We start from the raw sequence: 15278 nt of genomic DNA, 5'->3' as shown, positions 1-15278 counted from the left end.
CGGAACGACTGTCTTTTGGGTCTGTGCGTCAGCTCTACTGACTCAAATACCGATAGATTGACGCCAAATTCCCGTACTTGTGCGGGGATCGCGCGATGCAATTCCGGCGCGAAGCAATTCCGTATTTACCGTATTCGTCTAGGGTGGCCTCAGTTTGGACGCCGCCCCGGATTGTTTTTCATGAAATTTCGTCTGTCGTTGTCCTCTGCGATCATTGCGTTTGGGATCGTTCTCGCCATCGGCTTTGCCGCCGTGGTCTCGACCAGTCTGTACGCCCTGAAAGAGCTCAAGGTCGGCGGTCCGCTCTACTCGGACATCAAGCTGGGCAACGACCTCATCGCGGACATTCTGCCGCCGCCGGAATATGTCATCGAGGCCTATCTCGAGGCGACCCTCGCCATGCGCGAGCCGGATCAACTGGCGGCCCATGGCGAACGCCTGGTTCAGCTCCGCAAGGACTATGACGAGCGCAAGGCATTCTGGGTCTCCTCCAGCCTATCGGCCGACCTGAAGACGGCGCTGGTGTCGAAATCCGACGCCGAAGTGCAGAAATTCTGGAAGGCGTCCGACCAGCTCCTGCCGGCGCTCAAGGCCAAGGACGCAGCTGCGTCCGAGCGCATCTACGCGCAGCTCAAGGATGCCTACACCGCCCATCGCGCCGTCATCGACAGCATCGTCGAGAGCGCCAACAAGCAGAATTCCGCCATGGAGACGCTGGCCGCGGAGCGCGACAGCTCGATGCTTTGGATCCTCCTCGGCGTCTCCGCCGCCGTCCTCGCTTTCGTTGCCGCGGGCCTGCTCGGCGTCGCCGTCGGCGTGGTGCGCCCGATCGTGCGCATGACGGAGACGATGCAGAGGCTCGCGACCGGCGATCTCACCGCCGACATTCCGTTCGCCCACCGCCAGGACGAGGTCGGCTCGATGGCGGGTGCGCTTCTGGTGTTCAAGCAGGCGGCGGGCGAGAATTCCCGGCTGCGCGAGGAACAGTTGCGCCAGGAGCAGGAGGCGGCGCTCGCCAAGCGCGGCGCCCTGCACCAGATGGCGGAGACCGTCGAGCGCGAGACCGGCCGTTCGGTCGACACCGCGAGCGCGGCGAGCCATGGCGTGGAGCGGGCTGCGTCCAGCCTGTCAGAGATCGCAAGTTCGCTCTCCGCGCAGTCGCAGGCCGTCGCGGCGGCCTCCACCCAGGCCCTCGGCAGCTCGCAGACCGTCTCGGCCGCGGCCGAAGAGCTGAGCGCCTCGATCCGCGAGATCGCAAGCCAGGTCGCGCGGACCAGCACGGTGACGAAATCGGCGGTCGCCGGCCGCGAGCAGGCGCGCTCGACCATCCAGGCGCTGGCCGGATCGGTGAAGAAGATCGCCGAGGTCTCCGACCTCATCGGCGGCATCGCGGGCCAGACCAACCTGCTGGCGCTCAACGCGACGATCGAGGCGGCGCGCGCCGGCGAGGCCGGTCGCGGCTTCGCCGTGGTCGCCGCCGAGGTGAAGTCCCTGTCGGACCAGACCGCCAAATCCACCGAGGAGATCGCGCGGCTGATTGCCGAGATCCAGGCCTCGACGCAGGCCGCGGTCGATGCCGTCGAAACGATGGGAGGGCACATCGTCGAGATCGACGGCGTCGCCACCTCTGTTGCCGCCGCGATGGAAGAGCAGGACGCAGCGACCCGGGAAATCACGCGCTCGATTTCCGAATCGGCGTCGGCCGCCAAGGAGGTCTCGGCCAAGATCGGCAATGTCAGCCGCGACGCCGCTTCCGTGAACGAGCGCGCCGAGGAGGTCAGGCGGGCGATCGCCGGCATGGCGGCCAATCTCGAACAGCTCCGGTCGGTCGTGGTCAGGACCGTGCGCGAATCGACCGCCGCGGCTTGAGCCGGGCGCGATGCCTGCCGCTGGTGCCGGCGGTTGTGATCGTGCAGTATGGAGCGGCACGGGGGCATCGTGGTTATGACATCTCCACAATTGCCTGACATCATTGAGCCGGCTCGGCTGACGGCCGCGCTGCGCCGGGGCGGCGTGCTGGATGCCGGCGCGGTGCGCGAGGTGAAGGTGCTGCACCAGCGCGACACCGTGGTGTCCCATATCGTCCGGCTTGGCCTGCGCTATGTCGGCGAATCCACGGGTGCCCCGCAATCGCTGATCCTGAAGACCGCGAACTCCGCGTTCGCCGAGAAGCTTGCCAATGGCGGCCGGCGCGAGGTGGAGTACTACACGCAGCTGGCGCCGAATATGCCGCCGGGACTCGTGCCACGCTGCTTCGACGGACATTTCGACGAGGACAGTCTCACCTGGCATCTTCTGCTCGAGGACCTCACCGACAGCCACGACGTCGCGGCGGCCTGGCCGCTGCCGCCATCGCGCGAGCAGACGGTCGCCATCATCACCACGCTCGCACGTTGGCATGCAGCCTGGTGGGACCATCCGGGCCTCGGCGACACTGTCGGCACCTTCGCGAGCCCCGAGGACAGTGCGGAGCGCATCGAGACCTTCGCGGGCCATTACGACCGCTTTGCAGATTCTCTCGGTGACCGCCTCAGTGAGGAACGGCGTATCCTCTATCGCCGCCTGATCGATCAGTCGGACCGGCTGTCCCAGCGCTACCACTCGCGCCGTCACCTCAGCATCACCCATGGCGATGCCCATGTCTGGAATTTCCTGCTGCCGCGCGGGGGCGTTGCCGATACCGCGCGCATCTTCGATTTCGACCTGTGGAGCATCAACGCTCCAAGCCACGACCTCGCCTATATGATGGCGATGCATTGGTATCCGGAGCGCCGGCAAGCGCTGGAACGCGCGCTGCTCAACCTCTATCACGACACGCTGATCGACAGCGGCATCACCGGCTACACGCGCGGCGCGCTCGATCGCGACTACCGCTGGGCGGTGCTCTGGCAGATCACGCGGCCGGTCTGGCAGTGGAGCTTCAACATCCCGCCGGTGATCTGGTGGAATAATCTGGAGCGGATATTCGCGGCGGTGGATGATCTGGGCTGCGAGGAGTTGTTGGGGTGATCTCTCGTGCCCCGGACGCAGCGCAGCACTCCCGGCGATGCGAAGCATCGTCCGGTGTGATGCGCTGCTGAGCCGGGGCCCAGATCCGACAGCAGAATGGTCCCGGTTCTGCGGCGCATCACACCGCGCTGTACCGCGCCCGGGACACGAGATCGCGTGAAACTGTGCCTACTCTATCACCGCATGTTCCGGCCCGGCCGCCTGCTTGCGCAGCGTGGCCTTGGTCGATCCGATCAGCAGAGCGAGCGGGATGGTGCAGAGGATGAAGAGCATCACTAGCTGGTAGTCGTGCGCGAAGGCGATGATCTGCGCCTGCACGCTGACCATCCGGTCCGCCATGGCGCGGCCGGCGTCGGTGGACAGATTGATCAGGCCACGGACGTCGGGCATCTGCAGCGCGTGGTTGAACGGGTTGATGTGCTCCGACAGGATCGCGTAGCTCCGCCGCGTTCCCTGCGTCAGCTGCGCGATGACGACGGAGATGCCGACCGAGCTCGCGACGTTGCGCATCAGGGTCAGCATCGCGGTGCCGTCGGTGCGCAGCTCGTTCGAGAGCGTCAGGAACGCCACGGTCGAGAGCGGCACGAAGACGAGGCCAAAGCCAAAACCCTGGATGACGCTGACGGTGACGATCTCCGGTACCTGGGTCAGGTCGGTCCAGCCCGTCATCTGGTACAGCGAGCCCGCGGTCAGCGTCAGGCCGGAGATGATCAGCGTGCGCGCCTCGAAATAGCGCATCATGCGGCCGACCAGCATCATCGCGAAGAAGGTGCCGAAGCCGCGGCTCGCCAGCAAGAGGCCGGCGGTGATGATGGGATAGCCGATCACGTTCTGCATGTAGGGCGAGGCCAGCGCCATGGTCGAGAACAGCACGAGCCCCATCACGACCATGAACATGCAGCCGGTGACGAAGTTGCGATCCCGGAACAGCGCGAAGCGGATGAACGGCGTCGAGGTCGTGAAGGAGTGCGCCAGAAAGAAGTAGAAGGCGACGGCCGAGACGATGAACTCCGCGAGGATCTCATTGGATTCCAGCCAGCCCAATTGCTCGCCGCGGTCGAGCGCGAGCTGCAGCGCGCCGATCGCAACCGCCAGCGCGGCGAAACCGAACCAGTCGAATCTGAGGCTGAAATCCTTCCGGGTCTCGTCCATGAACACGATCAGCCCGAGCACCGTGATGAAGCCGAACGGCAAATTGACGAAGAACACCCAGTGCCAGGAATAGGTCTCGGTCAGCCAGGCACCGAGCGAGGGGCCCATGATCGGACCCATCATCACGCCCATGCCCCAGATCGACATCGCCTTGGCGCGTTCCTGGAGCGTGTAATAGTCGAGCATGACCGATTGCGACAGCGGCACCAGCGCCGCGCCGAACACGCCCTGCAGCAGGCGGAACATCACCATCTGGTTGATGTCCTGCGCGAGGCCGCACAGCACCGAGGCCATGGTGAAACCGGCCGAGCAGATGATGAAGATGCGCTTGCGGCCGAAGCGGTTGGCGATCCAGCCCACCGGCGCCGTCATGATCGCGGCGGCGACGATGTAGGAGGTCAGCACCCAGTTGATCTGGTCCTGCGAGGCCGACAGCGTGCCCTGCATGTAGGGCAAAGCGACGTTGGCGATGGTGGTGTCCAGCGCCTGCATGATGGTCGCGGTCATGGCGCAGATCGTCACCATGTTCCGGCGCAGGCCGGGGACCATCAGATGGGCATTGGGACCGGACATCCGATCAGTCCTTGTCAGTCTTTATCTTGGTCAGTCTTTATCTTGATCTTGGCTCGCGGTCGCCGACAGGCCGAGCAGGCCCGCGAGCGAGCGCTGATGGCCGGTGTCGATGGTGGCGTAGACGCTCATGCCGGCCTTCAGCTTCCGTACGTATTTGTCGGTCTCGTCGAAATAGATGCGGATCGGCACGCGCTGCACCACCTTGACGAAATTGCCGGTGGCGTTCTGCGGCGGCAGGATCGCGAATTGCGCGCCGGTGCCGGGCGAGAGCGAGCCGATCTTGCCCTTGAAGACATGGTTCGGGAACGCGTCGACCTCGAGCGTGACGGGCTGTCCCTCGGTGACGTGGGTGAGGTCGCTCTCCTTGGGATTGGCGTCGACCCAGGGATGGGCGACGTCGATGATCGAGAAGACGGGCGTGCCCGCGGTGACGAAACGGCCGAGCTGAATCTGCTCGACCTGCGTCGCCACGCCGTCCATCGGCGCGCGCAGCACGGTGTGGTCGAGGTTGCGCTGGGCATCGTCCAGCTTGGCTTTCGCCTGAGCGTAGGGCGGGAATTGCTCCAGCGGCAATTCCGCGTTGCCGAGCAGCTGCGTCTTGGCGTTGGACAGTTGCTGCTTGATGTATTGCGCCTGCGCGCCGGCGGTCACCAGCGCATTCGAGGCGTTGTCGAGATCGAGCTGCGAGCCGTAATTGTTCTTCACCAGCGCCTGCTTGCGCTCGACATCGCGCTTCTTCAGATCCATGCCCTGCTGGGCGAGATCGAGCATGTCGCCGTAGATCTTGATGTTGGCGACGAGGTTGTCATAGGTCGTGCGCGCCTGGGCGAGCTGCGCCTTGGCTTCGTCCACCGCGTGGCGAAACGGAACGGGGTCGATCTCGAACAGCTCGTCGCCGTGCTTGACCGACTGGCCTTCCTTCACGACCACCTTCAGGATCTTGCCTGAGATATCGGGCGTCACCAGCACCTTCTGGGCGCCGACATAGGCGTCATCGGTGCCGACATAGCGGCCGCCATGCAGGTAGAAGGTGAGGCCGCCGATGGCGGCGGCAACCGGCAGCACGACCAGCAGCAGGAAGCGGCGATAGCGGCGCAGGCCCGCCACCAGGCGGCGGCGCGGATCGGTGCCGGCTTTCTTGGTGGGCTTGCCGCTGTCGGTCTTCTGCTCGGGCTGGAACTTGAGGACCTGGTCAGCCATAGCGCTGCTCCTTACGTGCTTGCTCCGCGCCGGACGTCTGGATCGCGTTGCGCACGTTTTCCTTGATGGTTTCGAGCTGGGTCAGGAGACGGTGGGCGTCGGCCGGGCTGATGCCGTCGAGCGCGTTCGCGGTGAGCTCCGACTTCAGGCCGCTCATCCGGCCCAGCAGCTGCCGGCCGGCCTTCTTGAGGTGCAGGCGCTTGACGCGCCGGTCCGAGGCGTCGTTGCGCCGCTCGATCCAGTCATTGTCGCAGAGCTTGTCGATCAGGCGGGTCAGCGTGATCGGCTGCATCTCGAGCAGCTCGGCGAGCTCCGACTGCTTCATGCCCTCGCTGCGCTCGACCTTGGCCAGCACGGCCCATTGCGCGCGCGTGATGCCGAAGCGCGAGGCTTCCTTGTCGGCATAGACGCGCAACAGGCGGTAGAGCTCACCTAGCGTAAACAGGAAATTCTGGTCCACGGACCCGCGGCTCATGAGCTTGGTCTCCAATAAGCTTGGAATATAATAAGCAAGCTTATGATTGTTGCACGGTGGCTTACCGGGTGGCTGTCCCGCCATGAGAGCATGGCTGACAGCCGACGCGCCCGTCGCGCTTTGGGTTCCATCGGCGAAATGCTAGAAGCTGTGTCGCATGACCCCCGCGAAGACGGCCTTTCCCGCGCCCGACCACGATCACGGCCGCTGTACCGCGGATGCGCTGGCGCATGCCGAGGAGGTCTGCGAGCAGCGCGCGCAGAAATTCACGCCGATCCGGCGCCAGGTGCTGGGGGCCTTGCTCTCCAGCCACCGTCCGCTCGGCGCCTATGAGGTGATCGACGAATTGGCCAAGTCGATGCCGCGGCCGGCGCCGATCACGGTCTACCGTGCGCTCGATTTCCTGATGGCCAACGGCCTCGTGCACCGCATCGAGAGCCGCAATGCCTACCTCGCCTGCGCCGCCCACGACCATGACGCGACCTCGGCGGTGGCGTTCCTGATCTGCGAGCGCTGCGGCCTGGTCGGCGAGATTCCCTCGGCTTCCTTCGCCGGTGATCTCAATGCCGCGGCGCGCAGCTCGGGCTTTGCTCCCAAATTGTCCGTGGTGGAGATCACGGGCGTCTGCACCCATTGTCAGAAAGCTGCTTGAAGCAACAACGGCGCAAAGCCGGATTTTCAGGAAGACATGTCCGCAACCCAAGCCAACCTATCCGCCGCACGCCCCCTCAGTGCCGGCGCCATCGCCCTGATGCTCATGCTGTGCCTGACCTGGGGGTTCAACCAGATCGCGGTGAAGCTGGTGCTGCCGGACATCCCGCCGATGCTCCAGGCCACGATCCGCTCGGCGGGCGCGCTGCCGGTGCTGTTCATCATCGGCACGCTTCGCGGCGTCAAATTCTTCGAGAACGACCGCACGTGGAAGCCGGGCCTGATCGCCGGGCTGATGTTCGGCATCGAATTCGTGCTGATCTTCCAGGGATTGCGCCTCACCTCCGCCTCGCGCGCGGTGGTGTTCCTCTACACCGCGCCGTTCTTCGTCGCGCTCGGCTCCTACCAGGTGCTCGGCGAGCGGCTCGGCGCCTCGCAATGGCTGGGCCTCGCCATCAGCTTTGCCGGCGTCGCGCTCGCAATCGGCGTGCCGCAGCCCAATGTCGATTCACATGTGCTGCTCGGGGACCTCATGATCGTCGGTGGCGCCGCGCTGTGGGCGGCGACGACGCTGGTGGCCAAGGGCACGCGGTTGCGATTCGCTGCGCCGGAGAAGGCGCTGGGCTATCAGGTCGCCACCTCGATCCCCATCCTGGGGCTGGCGGCCTGGCTGTTCGGCGAGACCATCACCCACACCCCGGCGCCGCTCTCGCTCGGCCTGATGGCGTTCCAGGCGATCTGGGTGGTTGGAACCACGTTCACGCTTTGGTTCGCTCTGGTGAAGGCCTATTCGGCCAGCAAATTGTCGGCTTTTACCTTCATCACCCCTTTGTTTGGCGTGGTGGGTAGCTATTTCATCATGCACGACACCCTAAGCTTGGCGTTCGGGGCGGCTGCTGTCCTTGTAATTGCTGGGCTTTTTCTGGTTAACCGTCCGAGCCAAACGGCTGCGGCGCCAGCTGATGCATTGCTGAACGTCACCAAAACCTGATATTTGGACCCCATGAACAAGCCCGAAACCACCATCGATTCCGATCTCGCGGGACCCGCACCGCGCCATCGTACCACCCAGGTCAAGGTCGGCGACGTCGCCGTCGGCGGCGGTGCGCCGATCGTCGTGCAGTCGATGACCAACACCGACACCGCCGACATCGACGGTACCATTGCCCAGGTCGCAGCGCTCGCGCGCGCCGGCTCCGAAATGGTCCGCATCACCGTGGACCGCGAGGAAGCCGCGGCCGCCGTTCCGCACATTCGCGACGGCCTCGCCAAGCGCGGGATCACGACGCCGCTGATCGGCGACTTCCACTATATCGGCCACAAGCTGCTCGCGGCCTATCCGGCCTGCGCCGAGGCGCTCGCCAAGTACCGCATCAATCCCGGCAATGTCGGCTTCAAGGACAAGCGCGACACCCAGTTCGCCGACATCATCGAGATCGCGAACAAGAACGGCAAGCCGGTCCGCATCGGCGCCAATTGGGGCTCGCTCGACCAGGAGCTCCTGACCAAGCTGATGGACGAGAACGCCGCCTCCGCCAATCCGCGCGACGTGCGCGCGGTGACGCGCGAGGCCATGGTGCAATCCGCGCTGCTCTCGGCCGCGCGCGCCGAAGAGCTCGGCATGCCCAAGAACCGCATCATCCTCTCCGCAAAGGTCTCGGCGGTGCAGGATCTCATCGCGGTCTATCAGGACCTCGCCAGCCGTTCCGATTACGCCATCCATCTCGGCCTCACCGAAGCCGGCATGGGCTCGAAGGGCATCGTGGCGTCCTCGGCGGCGCTCGGCATCCTCTTGCAGCAGGGTATCGGCGACACCATCCGTATCTCGCTGACGCCGGAGCCCGGCGGCGACCGCACCCGTGAAGTGCAGGTCGGCCAGGAGCTGCTGCAGACCATGGGCTTCCGCACCTTCGTGCCGCTGGTCGCGGCATGCCCCGGCTGCGGCCGCACCACCTCGACCACGTTCCAGGAGCTGGCCCGCTCGATCCAGGATTTCATCCGCGACGAGATGCCGGCGTGGAAGACGAAATATCCCGGCGTGGAAGAGCTCAACGTCGCGGTGATGGGCTGCATCGTCAACGGCCCCGGCGAATCCAAGCACGCCAATATCGGCATCTCCCTGCCGGGCACCGGCGAAGCCCCGGCCGCGCCCGTGTTCGTCGACGGCAAGAAGTTCCGCACGCTGCGCGGCCCCACCATCTCCGCCGACTTCAAGGCGCTGGTGATCGACTATATCGACCAGCGCTACGGACAGGGCGCCAAGGTGCCGGTGACCGCGGCGGAGTAGGCGCCTCAACATTGAATCGTAGGGCGGGTTCGCGCAGCGTAACCCGCCTTATTTTTTGCGGACGCGAAGTGGCGGGTTACGCTTCGCGAACCCGCCCTACATTGCTACGATGGCTCCCAATCAACAATGATCGGGAGACACGCCATGAGCTTACTCGCCGGCAAGCAGGGTCCGCGCTATCGCCACACGGCTGAGGACGGCGCGCCTTACGAGACCATTGCAGTCGAAAAGCTCACGCCGATCATCGGCGCGGAAATCTCCGGGATCGACATCGGCTCGCTGGTTGATGGCGACGCGCGCTCCAACCGGCAAATGGACGAGATCCACCGCGCGCTCGCCGAAAACCTCGTCATCTTCTTCCGCGACCAGCACATCACGCCGCAGCAGCACCTCGCCTTCGGCCGCAAGTTCGGCGAGCTGCATTTTCACCCCGCAGCGCCGCACGAGGACGAAGACCCAGCCCTGATGAAAATCTACGCCGACAAGAACTCGCCGCGTGCCAATGGCGAGGGCTGGCACTCGGACGTGTCCTGCGATCTCGAGCCGCCGATGGGCTCGATCCTCTACATCAAGCAATGCCCGCCGCGCGGCGGCGACACCCTGTTCGCCAACATGTATGCGGCTTACGAAGCCTTGTCGGACCGCATGAAGGCCTATCTCGACGGCCTCACCGCGCTGCACGACGGCGAGCCGATCTACCGTGGGCTCTATGCGAATTACGGCGTCGCCGATCGTCCCTCCTATCCGCAAGCCGAGCATCCCGTGGTGCGAACCCATCCGGTCACGGGCAAGAAGGCGCTCTACGTCAACCGCGGCTTCACCCGCCACATCAACGGCATCCCGCGCGACGAGAGCGATGCGATGCTGGCCTATCTCTACCAGCACGCCGAGAACCCGCTGTTCCAGTGCCGCTTCCGCTGGACGGAGAACGCCATCGCGTTCTGGGACAACCGCTGCACCCAGCACCGCGCGATGTGGGACTACTGGCCGCATACGCGCTCCGGCACGCGCGTGACGGTGAAGGGCGAGCGGCCGGTGTAGGGCTGCTTGTGCCCCGGACGCAGCGCAGCGCTGCTTCAGCCTCATTTCACGCCGCGCCGCGTCGGGGGACAAGTGCTTCGTTCTTGCGTTGACGTCCTCCTGCTCCCGCGCCAATCTTCCCAAAAAACAAATCGGGAGGCTTCTTCATGCTTCGCGCAGAGGACAATAAATTCCTGACCGAGGCCGGCCCCGGAACGGGCATGGGCGAATTGCTGCGCCGCTTCTGGATTCCCGTCCTGCTCTCGGAAGAACTTTCCGAGCCCGACGGCGAGCCGAAGAAGATCGTCGTGCTCGGCGAGGAGCTGCTCGCCTTCCGCGATACGCGCGGCGTCGTCGGAATCATCGACCAATACTGCCCGCATCGCGGCGCCAATCTCTGGCTGGGGCGCAATGAGGAGTGCGGCATCCGTTGCGTCTATCATGGCTGGAAGTTCGACACCGACGGGCGCTGTGTGGACATGCCGACCTCCTATCCCGATCTCAATGCCAAGGACCTGATCCGCATCAAGTCCTACCCGGTGCGCGAATGGGGCGAGATTATCTGGGCCTATATGGGTCCGCTCGAAGCCATGCCCGAGCTGCCCGATCTCGAAATGGCGCTGCTGCCGGAATCGCACCGCTACGTCAGCAAGAAATGGCAGGACTGCAACTGGGTGCAGGCCCTGGAAGGCTCGATCGACACCGCGCATTTCACCTTCGCCCATCTCTCCTTCGACAAGGAGGAGAACGAGATTCTGGACATCAAGAAGCATTTTGTGAATCCGATCGCGCGGATGTCGAGCGATCACATGCGCTGGATCGCGGAGGACCCGCGCCCCGTGATCAAGGTTGCGCCGCACGAGGCCGGGCTGACGATCGCCGGCGGCCGGCTCACCGGTGGCGACAACATCTACTGGCGCATCGCGCAGTTCCTGATGCCGTTCCATGCCTATGCCCCGAGCGCGATGCCGGGCGAGAATATTTTTGGCCAGACCTTCGTGCCCGTCACCGATACCAATTGCTGGATCTATACCTATGTGTGGAATCCGGAACGGCCGCTCTCGCAGGCCGAGCGCGACGCCTATGACCACGGCAACGGCGTCATCGCGGAGGTCGACGACAATTACGTGCCGCTGCGCCACAAGGGCAACGACTACCTGATCGACCGCAAGCTGCAGAAGACCCGCAGCTACACCGGCATCAAGGGCGTCTCCGAGCAGGATGCCGCCGTGCAGGACAGCCAGGGCCCGATCGCCGACCGCACCCGCGAGCATCTCGGACCGACCGATCTCGGCATCATGCATTTCCGCAAAGTCGTGATGGATCTGGCCCGCGCGCTCCAGCAGGGTGAGCCGCCGCCGCAGGCCGCGCATCAGGATCGCTATGCGGTGCGCTCCGGGGCCTGCGTCACCAGCAAGTCCAAGGACCTGCCCGCCGTGATGCTGGAACGCTTTGGCGACGTCGCGGGCTTCGTCGGCCGACCCAGGATCGCAGCGGCGGAGTAACGCGTGGGGCAATCGCGCAGCATCATCGCCGGACTGGTCGCCGCGATCCTGTTGTCGTGGCTTGCGCCTGTTGGCCGCAGCGAGGCTGCGGCCGCGCGAAAGGTCGCCAAGGCCACGCCGAAGCAGCCCCAATCACTGGCCAAATGCGAGATGCCGAAGTTCCGGATCGTCGTCGACGTCGGCCACACCCCGGACTCCTACGGCGCCCTCAGCGCGCGGAATGATCCGGAGTTCGGCTTCAACCTCGTTCTCGCGCGCCTCGTCACGGCGAAGCTGAAGGCTGAGGGTTTCGCGGCAACCCGCCTGCTCGTCACCGACGGCAAGGCGCGGCCGAGCCTGTTCAAGCGGGTCAGTGCCGCGAATGACGGCCGGGCCGATCTCTTCCTGTCGATCCATCACGATTCGGTCCCGGACAAATTGCTCGAGACCTGGGAATTCGACGGCGCGAAGAGCTATTTCAGCGATCGCTTTTCGGGCCACTCGCTGTTCGTGTCGCAGCAGAATTCGCATTTCGCCACCAGCCTGAAGCTGGCCCGGATGATCGGCAGGCAGTTGAAGGAACAGGGCCTGCACTATGCCAGCCAATACACCTTGCCGCTGATGGGCCGTTACCGGCGCCAGCTGCTCGACAAGGATGTCGGCGTCTACCGCTATGACGGGCTCGTCGTTCTCTCACGGACAAGCAGCGCCGCGGTGCTGCTCGAAGCCGGCTCCATCATCAACCGCGACGAGGAGATGGCGATGAACTCGGCGGAGCGGCATGAGGTGGTCGCGGGCGCCGTTGCGGCTGCGATGAGGGAGTTTTGCGAGAGGCGGTAGCTCACGGCGCTAAAGCGGCACGTCCCGATACTCCCGGTTCGCCAGGCCCGCCTCCTCCAGATCCAGGTCGCGCTCGATCCGTCGCCGTGTCTCGTCGGTGATCTGGCCGTCGCGCAGCAGGTTGTGAATGAATTTGCGCTCGGCGGCGATCAGGTCGCGGGTCAGCGCGGTGCCGGCGGCGGAGACGTCATGGCGGGTGGGATCGAGCGACTCCGGCAGTTGGTTGGTGCGGATCTCGTGACGTGCACGCAGAAGCCGCATGACCTCGTCCGACACGTCCTTCTCCTCGGTCATTGCGTCGAGCGACTTCAGCGCGGCGTCGAGCGCCTGGCGGCGTGCGGCGATCTCGGCCTCGTGCTCGGCGACATGCTCGTCGCGGCCGGCCTGCGCGACACCGAGCCAGCGCACCACCGGCGGCAGCGTGAGCCCGACGCCGATCAGCGTGACGAAGATGACGCCGAAGGCCACGAATAGGATCAGGTCGCGATACGGGAAGGCTTCACCGCCAGGCAGCGTGAACGGCAGCGCCAGCGCGGCCGCGAGCGACACCGCGCCGCGCACGCCGGTGAAGGCGAGCACGAACGGCCACTGCCATGGCGGCGACGGATCGCGCTCGCGCAGCGACTTGCTGAGCATCCGCGGCAGATAGGTGGCAGGATAGAGCCAGGCGAAGCGGGCGATCACGACGATCACCAGCACCACGGCGGTCGCGATCAGGATGTCGTCGAGCGGGAACGCCTTCGATTTCTCGTAGAGCGCGCGCATCTGAAAGCCGGTGAGCAGGAACAGCACGCCCTCGATCAGGTAGATCACGAGATCCCAGAAGAAGATGCCTTGCAGGCGCGTCGCCGACGAGATCAGCAGCGGGCCGTTCCAGCTGACATAGAGACCGCAGGCGACCGTCGCGATCACGCCGGAGCCGCCGACATGCTCGGGCAGCCAATAGGAGACGTAGGGCGTGATCAGCGACAGCGTCAGCTCGACCTGCGGATCTCCGGACCATTTGCGGAAGCGGAGGGAGAGCCAACCGACGCCGATGCCGAAGGCGATCTCGCTGGCGACGATGAGGAGGAATTCGCCGGCCGCCAGCGGCAGCGAGAAATGCCCGACCATGATCGCGGCCAGCGCGAAGCGGTAGAGGATCAGCGCCGTGGCATCGTTGGCGAGCCCTTCGCCTTCGAGGATGACCACGAGCCGCCGCGGCAAGTTGAGCCGGCGCGCGATCGCGAGCGGCGCCACCACGTCGGGCGGCGCGACGATGGCGCCTAACAGGAAGCCGATGGTCCAGGGCAGGCCGATCATGTAGTGGGTCGCGGCCGCCACCATCGCCGCCGTGAAGATCACCGCGCCGACCGCGAGCAGCACGATCGGGCGCAAATTTTTTCGGAACTCGCGCCAGCTCATGGCGACGCTCGCCGAGTAGATCAGCGGCGGCAGCACCATCAGCAGCACCAGCTCCGGCGGCAATTCCACCGAGGGCATGCCCGGCACGAAGGCGAGGCCGACGCCGGCCAGCATCAGCAGGATCGCGGGCGCGATGTTGAAGCGGCGCGCGGCAAGTGCGGTGCCCGCCAGCACGGCGAGCAGGATGAGAAAGGTCTGAAATTTCGCTTCCATAGTGGCCTGTCTTGACCCGGAAGCGACTGCTGCGTCAATGCGCGGCTTACGCTAGCCGCTCGGCCACCATGCGCCCGATCCGCGCGAACACGGCTTCGATCTGCGCCGCATTCGGCGTGCCACCCTGGGTATAGGCCGTGATCAGGATCGGCGTGTCGGGTTTGGGCCAGACGACCGCGATATCACCCGATGCATCCTTGCCGTTGTTGCCGGTCTTGTCGCCGATGGTCCAGCTTGCGGGCAGGCCGCCGCGCAGCCGGTTCGCGCCGGTCTTGCAGTTCACCATCCAATCCGTAAGCAGGGCGCGCGAGGCCGGCGACAGGGCTTCACCCACCACCAGGCGCCGCAAATTCCCCGCCATCGCTGCCGGCGTCGTGGTGTCCTGGGGATTGCCCGGCGGTGAGCGGTTGAGCTCGGGCTCATTATGATCGAGCCGCGAGGTGCTATCGCCGATCGAACGCCAGAATGCCGTGAGGGCAGCCGGCCCGCCGATCCGTGCCAGCAGCAGATTGGCGCAGGTATTGTCGCTGAGCTCGACGATCGCCTTGCACATCTCGGTCACGGACATCGTGCCCGCCGCGAGATTTTGCTTGGCGACCGGTGCGTAGTCCAGCAGATCGGCCTTGCCGTAGGGTATCATGGCCGCGAGCTGCTCCTCGCCGCGATCGACCCGTGCCAGCACGCAGGCCGCGAGCGAGGCCTTGAATGTCGAGCACATCACGAAGCGCTCATCGGCGCGCCAGGTGAGCTTCCTGCCGGTTGCAAGGTTCTCGGCATGGACCCCGATCCGGCCGCCGCTCTCGCGCTCATAGGATTCGAGCTCGGGCGGCGCCTCGGCGGCGAATGCGGGCGATGCGGCCATCCAGACGAGCGAGGCGAGCAGGGAACGGCGGTCGAGATGCATGGGGGACTTTCAGGGAACAAGAGACGGAAGATATAGCGCACGCTTCATCCGCGCCGTCATTGCGAG

At 65.3% G+C, this 15278-nt stretch carries 13 protein-coding genes; 8 read left to right on the top strand and 5 right to left on the bottom strand.

Going from position 1 to position 15278, the window contains the following annotated elements:
* Positions 1-180 precede the first annotated feature (180 nt).
* Positions 181-1869: a methyl-accepting chemotaxis protein gene (locus RPS27_RS13055; protein WP_212064972.1), complete on the top strand. Its 1689-nt coding sequence runs from the start codon at positions 181-183 to the stop codon at positions 1867-1869.
* Between the two features lie 48 nt (positions 1870-1917).
* On the top strand, positions 1918-3009 hold the full coding sequence (locus RPS27_RS13050) for a phosphotransferase (protein ID WP_212064973.1): 1092 nt from the start codon (positions 1918-1920) through the stop codon (positions 3007-3009).
* 168 nt (positions 3010-3177) lie between these two features.
* Here RPS27_RS13050 and RPS27_RS13045 read toward each other — a convergent pair whose 3' ends face one another.
* The 3 genes from RPS27_RS13045 to RPS27_RS13035 are packed head-to-tail and all read right to left on the bottom strand — an operon-like array spanning position 3178 to position 6409.
* Positions 3178-4734: an MDR family MFS transporter gene (locus tag RPS27_RS13045; protein ID WP_212064974.1), complete on the bottom strand. Its 1557-nt coding sequence runs from the start codon at positions 4732-4734 to the stop codon at positions 3178-3180.
* 30 nt (positions 4735-4764) lie between these two features.
* A complete protein-coding gene (locus tag RPS27_RS13040) occupies positions 4765-5934 on the bottom strand; it encodes an HlyD family secretion protein (protein ID WP_212064975.1) in 1170 nt (389 codons plus the stop codon).
* Positions 5927-6409, bottom strand: a complete 483-nt coding sequence (locus RPS27_RS13035; RefSeq protein ID WP_194405027.1) for a MarR family winged helix-turn-helix transcriptional regulator — start codon at positions 6407-6409, stop codon at positions 5927-5929. Before RPS27_RS13035 ends, RPS27_RS13040 begins: the two co-directional genes overlap by 8 nt.
* Before the next feature lie 157 nt (positions 6410-6566).
* Here RPS27_RS13035 and RPS27_RS13030 point away from each other — a divergent pair, with 157 nt between their 5' ends.
* From RPS27_RS13030 to RPS27_RS13005, 6 genes are all read left to right on the top strand, one after another.
* On the top strand, positions 6567-7061 hold the full coding sequence (locus RPS27_RS13030; RefSeq protein WP_194405026.1) for a Fur family transcriptional regulator: 495 nt from the start codon (positions 6567-6569) through the stop codon (positions 7059-7061).
* Between the two features lie 36 nt (positions 7062-7097).
* Positions 7098-8051 (top strand): DMT family transporter, encoded by a 954-nt coding sequence (locus tag RPS27_RS13025; protein WP_211415411.1) that lies wholly within the window; start codon positions 7098-7100, stop codon positions 8049-8051.
* Positions 8052-8063: 12 nt separating this feature from the next.
* On the top strand, positions 8064-9347 hold the full coding sequence (gene ispG, locus RPS27_RS13020) for a flavodoxin-dependent (E)-4-hydroxy-3-methylbut-2-enyl-diphosphate synthase (RefSeq protein ID WP_194405024.1): 1284 nt from the start codon (positions 8064-8066) through the stop codon (positions 9345-9347).
* Between the two features lie 144 nt (positions 9348-9491).
* Entirely contained in the window at positions 9492-10388 is an 897-nt protein-coding gene (locus RPS27_RS13015) for a TauD/TfdA dioxygenase family protein (protein ID WP_212064976.1), read from the top strand.
* 146 nt (positions 10389-10534) lie between these two features.
* Positions 10535-11872: a Rieske 2Fe-2S domain-containing protein gene (locus RPS27_RS13010; RefSeq protein WP_211415413.1), complete on the top strand. Its 1338-nt coding sequence runs from the start codon at positions 10535-10537 to the stop codon at positions 11870-11872.
* A gap of 3 nt (positions 11873-11875) precedes the next feature.
* Positions 11876-12691, top strand: coding sequence for an N-acetylmuramoyl-L-alanine amidase (locus RPS27_RS13005; RefSeq protein ID WP_212064977.1), 816 nt, complete (start codon positions 11876-11878; stop codon positions 12689-12691).
* A gap of 9 nt (positions 12692-12700) precedes the next feature.
* Here the strand turns inward: RPS27_RS13005 and RPS27_RS13000 are convergent, their stop codons facing one another.
* A complete protein-coding gene (locus tag RPS27_RS13000) occupies positions 12701-14308 on the bottom strand; it encodes a Na+/H+ antiporter (protein WP_212064978.1) in 1608 nt (535 codons plus the stop codon).
* Between the two features lie 46 nt (positions 14309-14354).
* The gene (bla, locus tag RPS27_RS12995) at positions 14355-15212 is read right to left on the bottom strand and encodes a class A beta-lactamase (RefSeq protein WP_313754065.1); all 858 of its coding nucleotides are present in this window, start codon (positions 15210-15212) and stop codon (positions 14355-14357) included.
* Positions 15213-15278 lie beyond the last annotated feature (66 nt).

This window comes from Bradyrhizobium sp. WYCCWR 12699 (assembly GCF_032144035.1).
Taxonomy (GTDB): domain Bacteria; phylum Pseudomonadota; class Alphaproteobacteria; order Rhizobiales; family Xanthobacteraceae; genus Bradyrhizobium.
The sequence above is the reverse complement of the archived record's forward strand: the minus strand, read 5'-3'. Positions and strand labels throughout refer to the sequence as shown.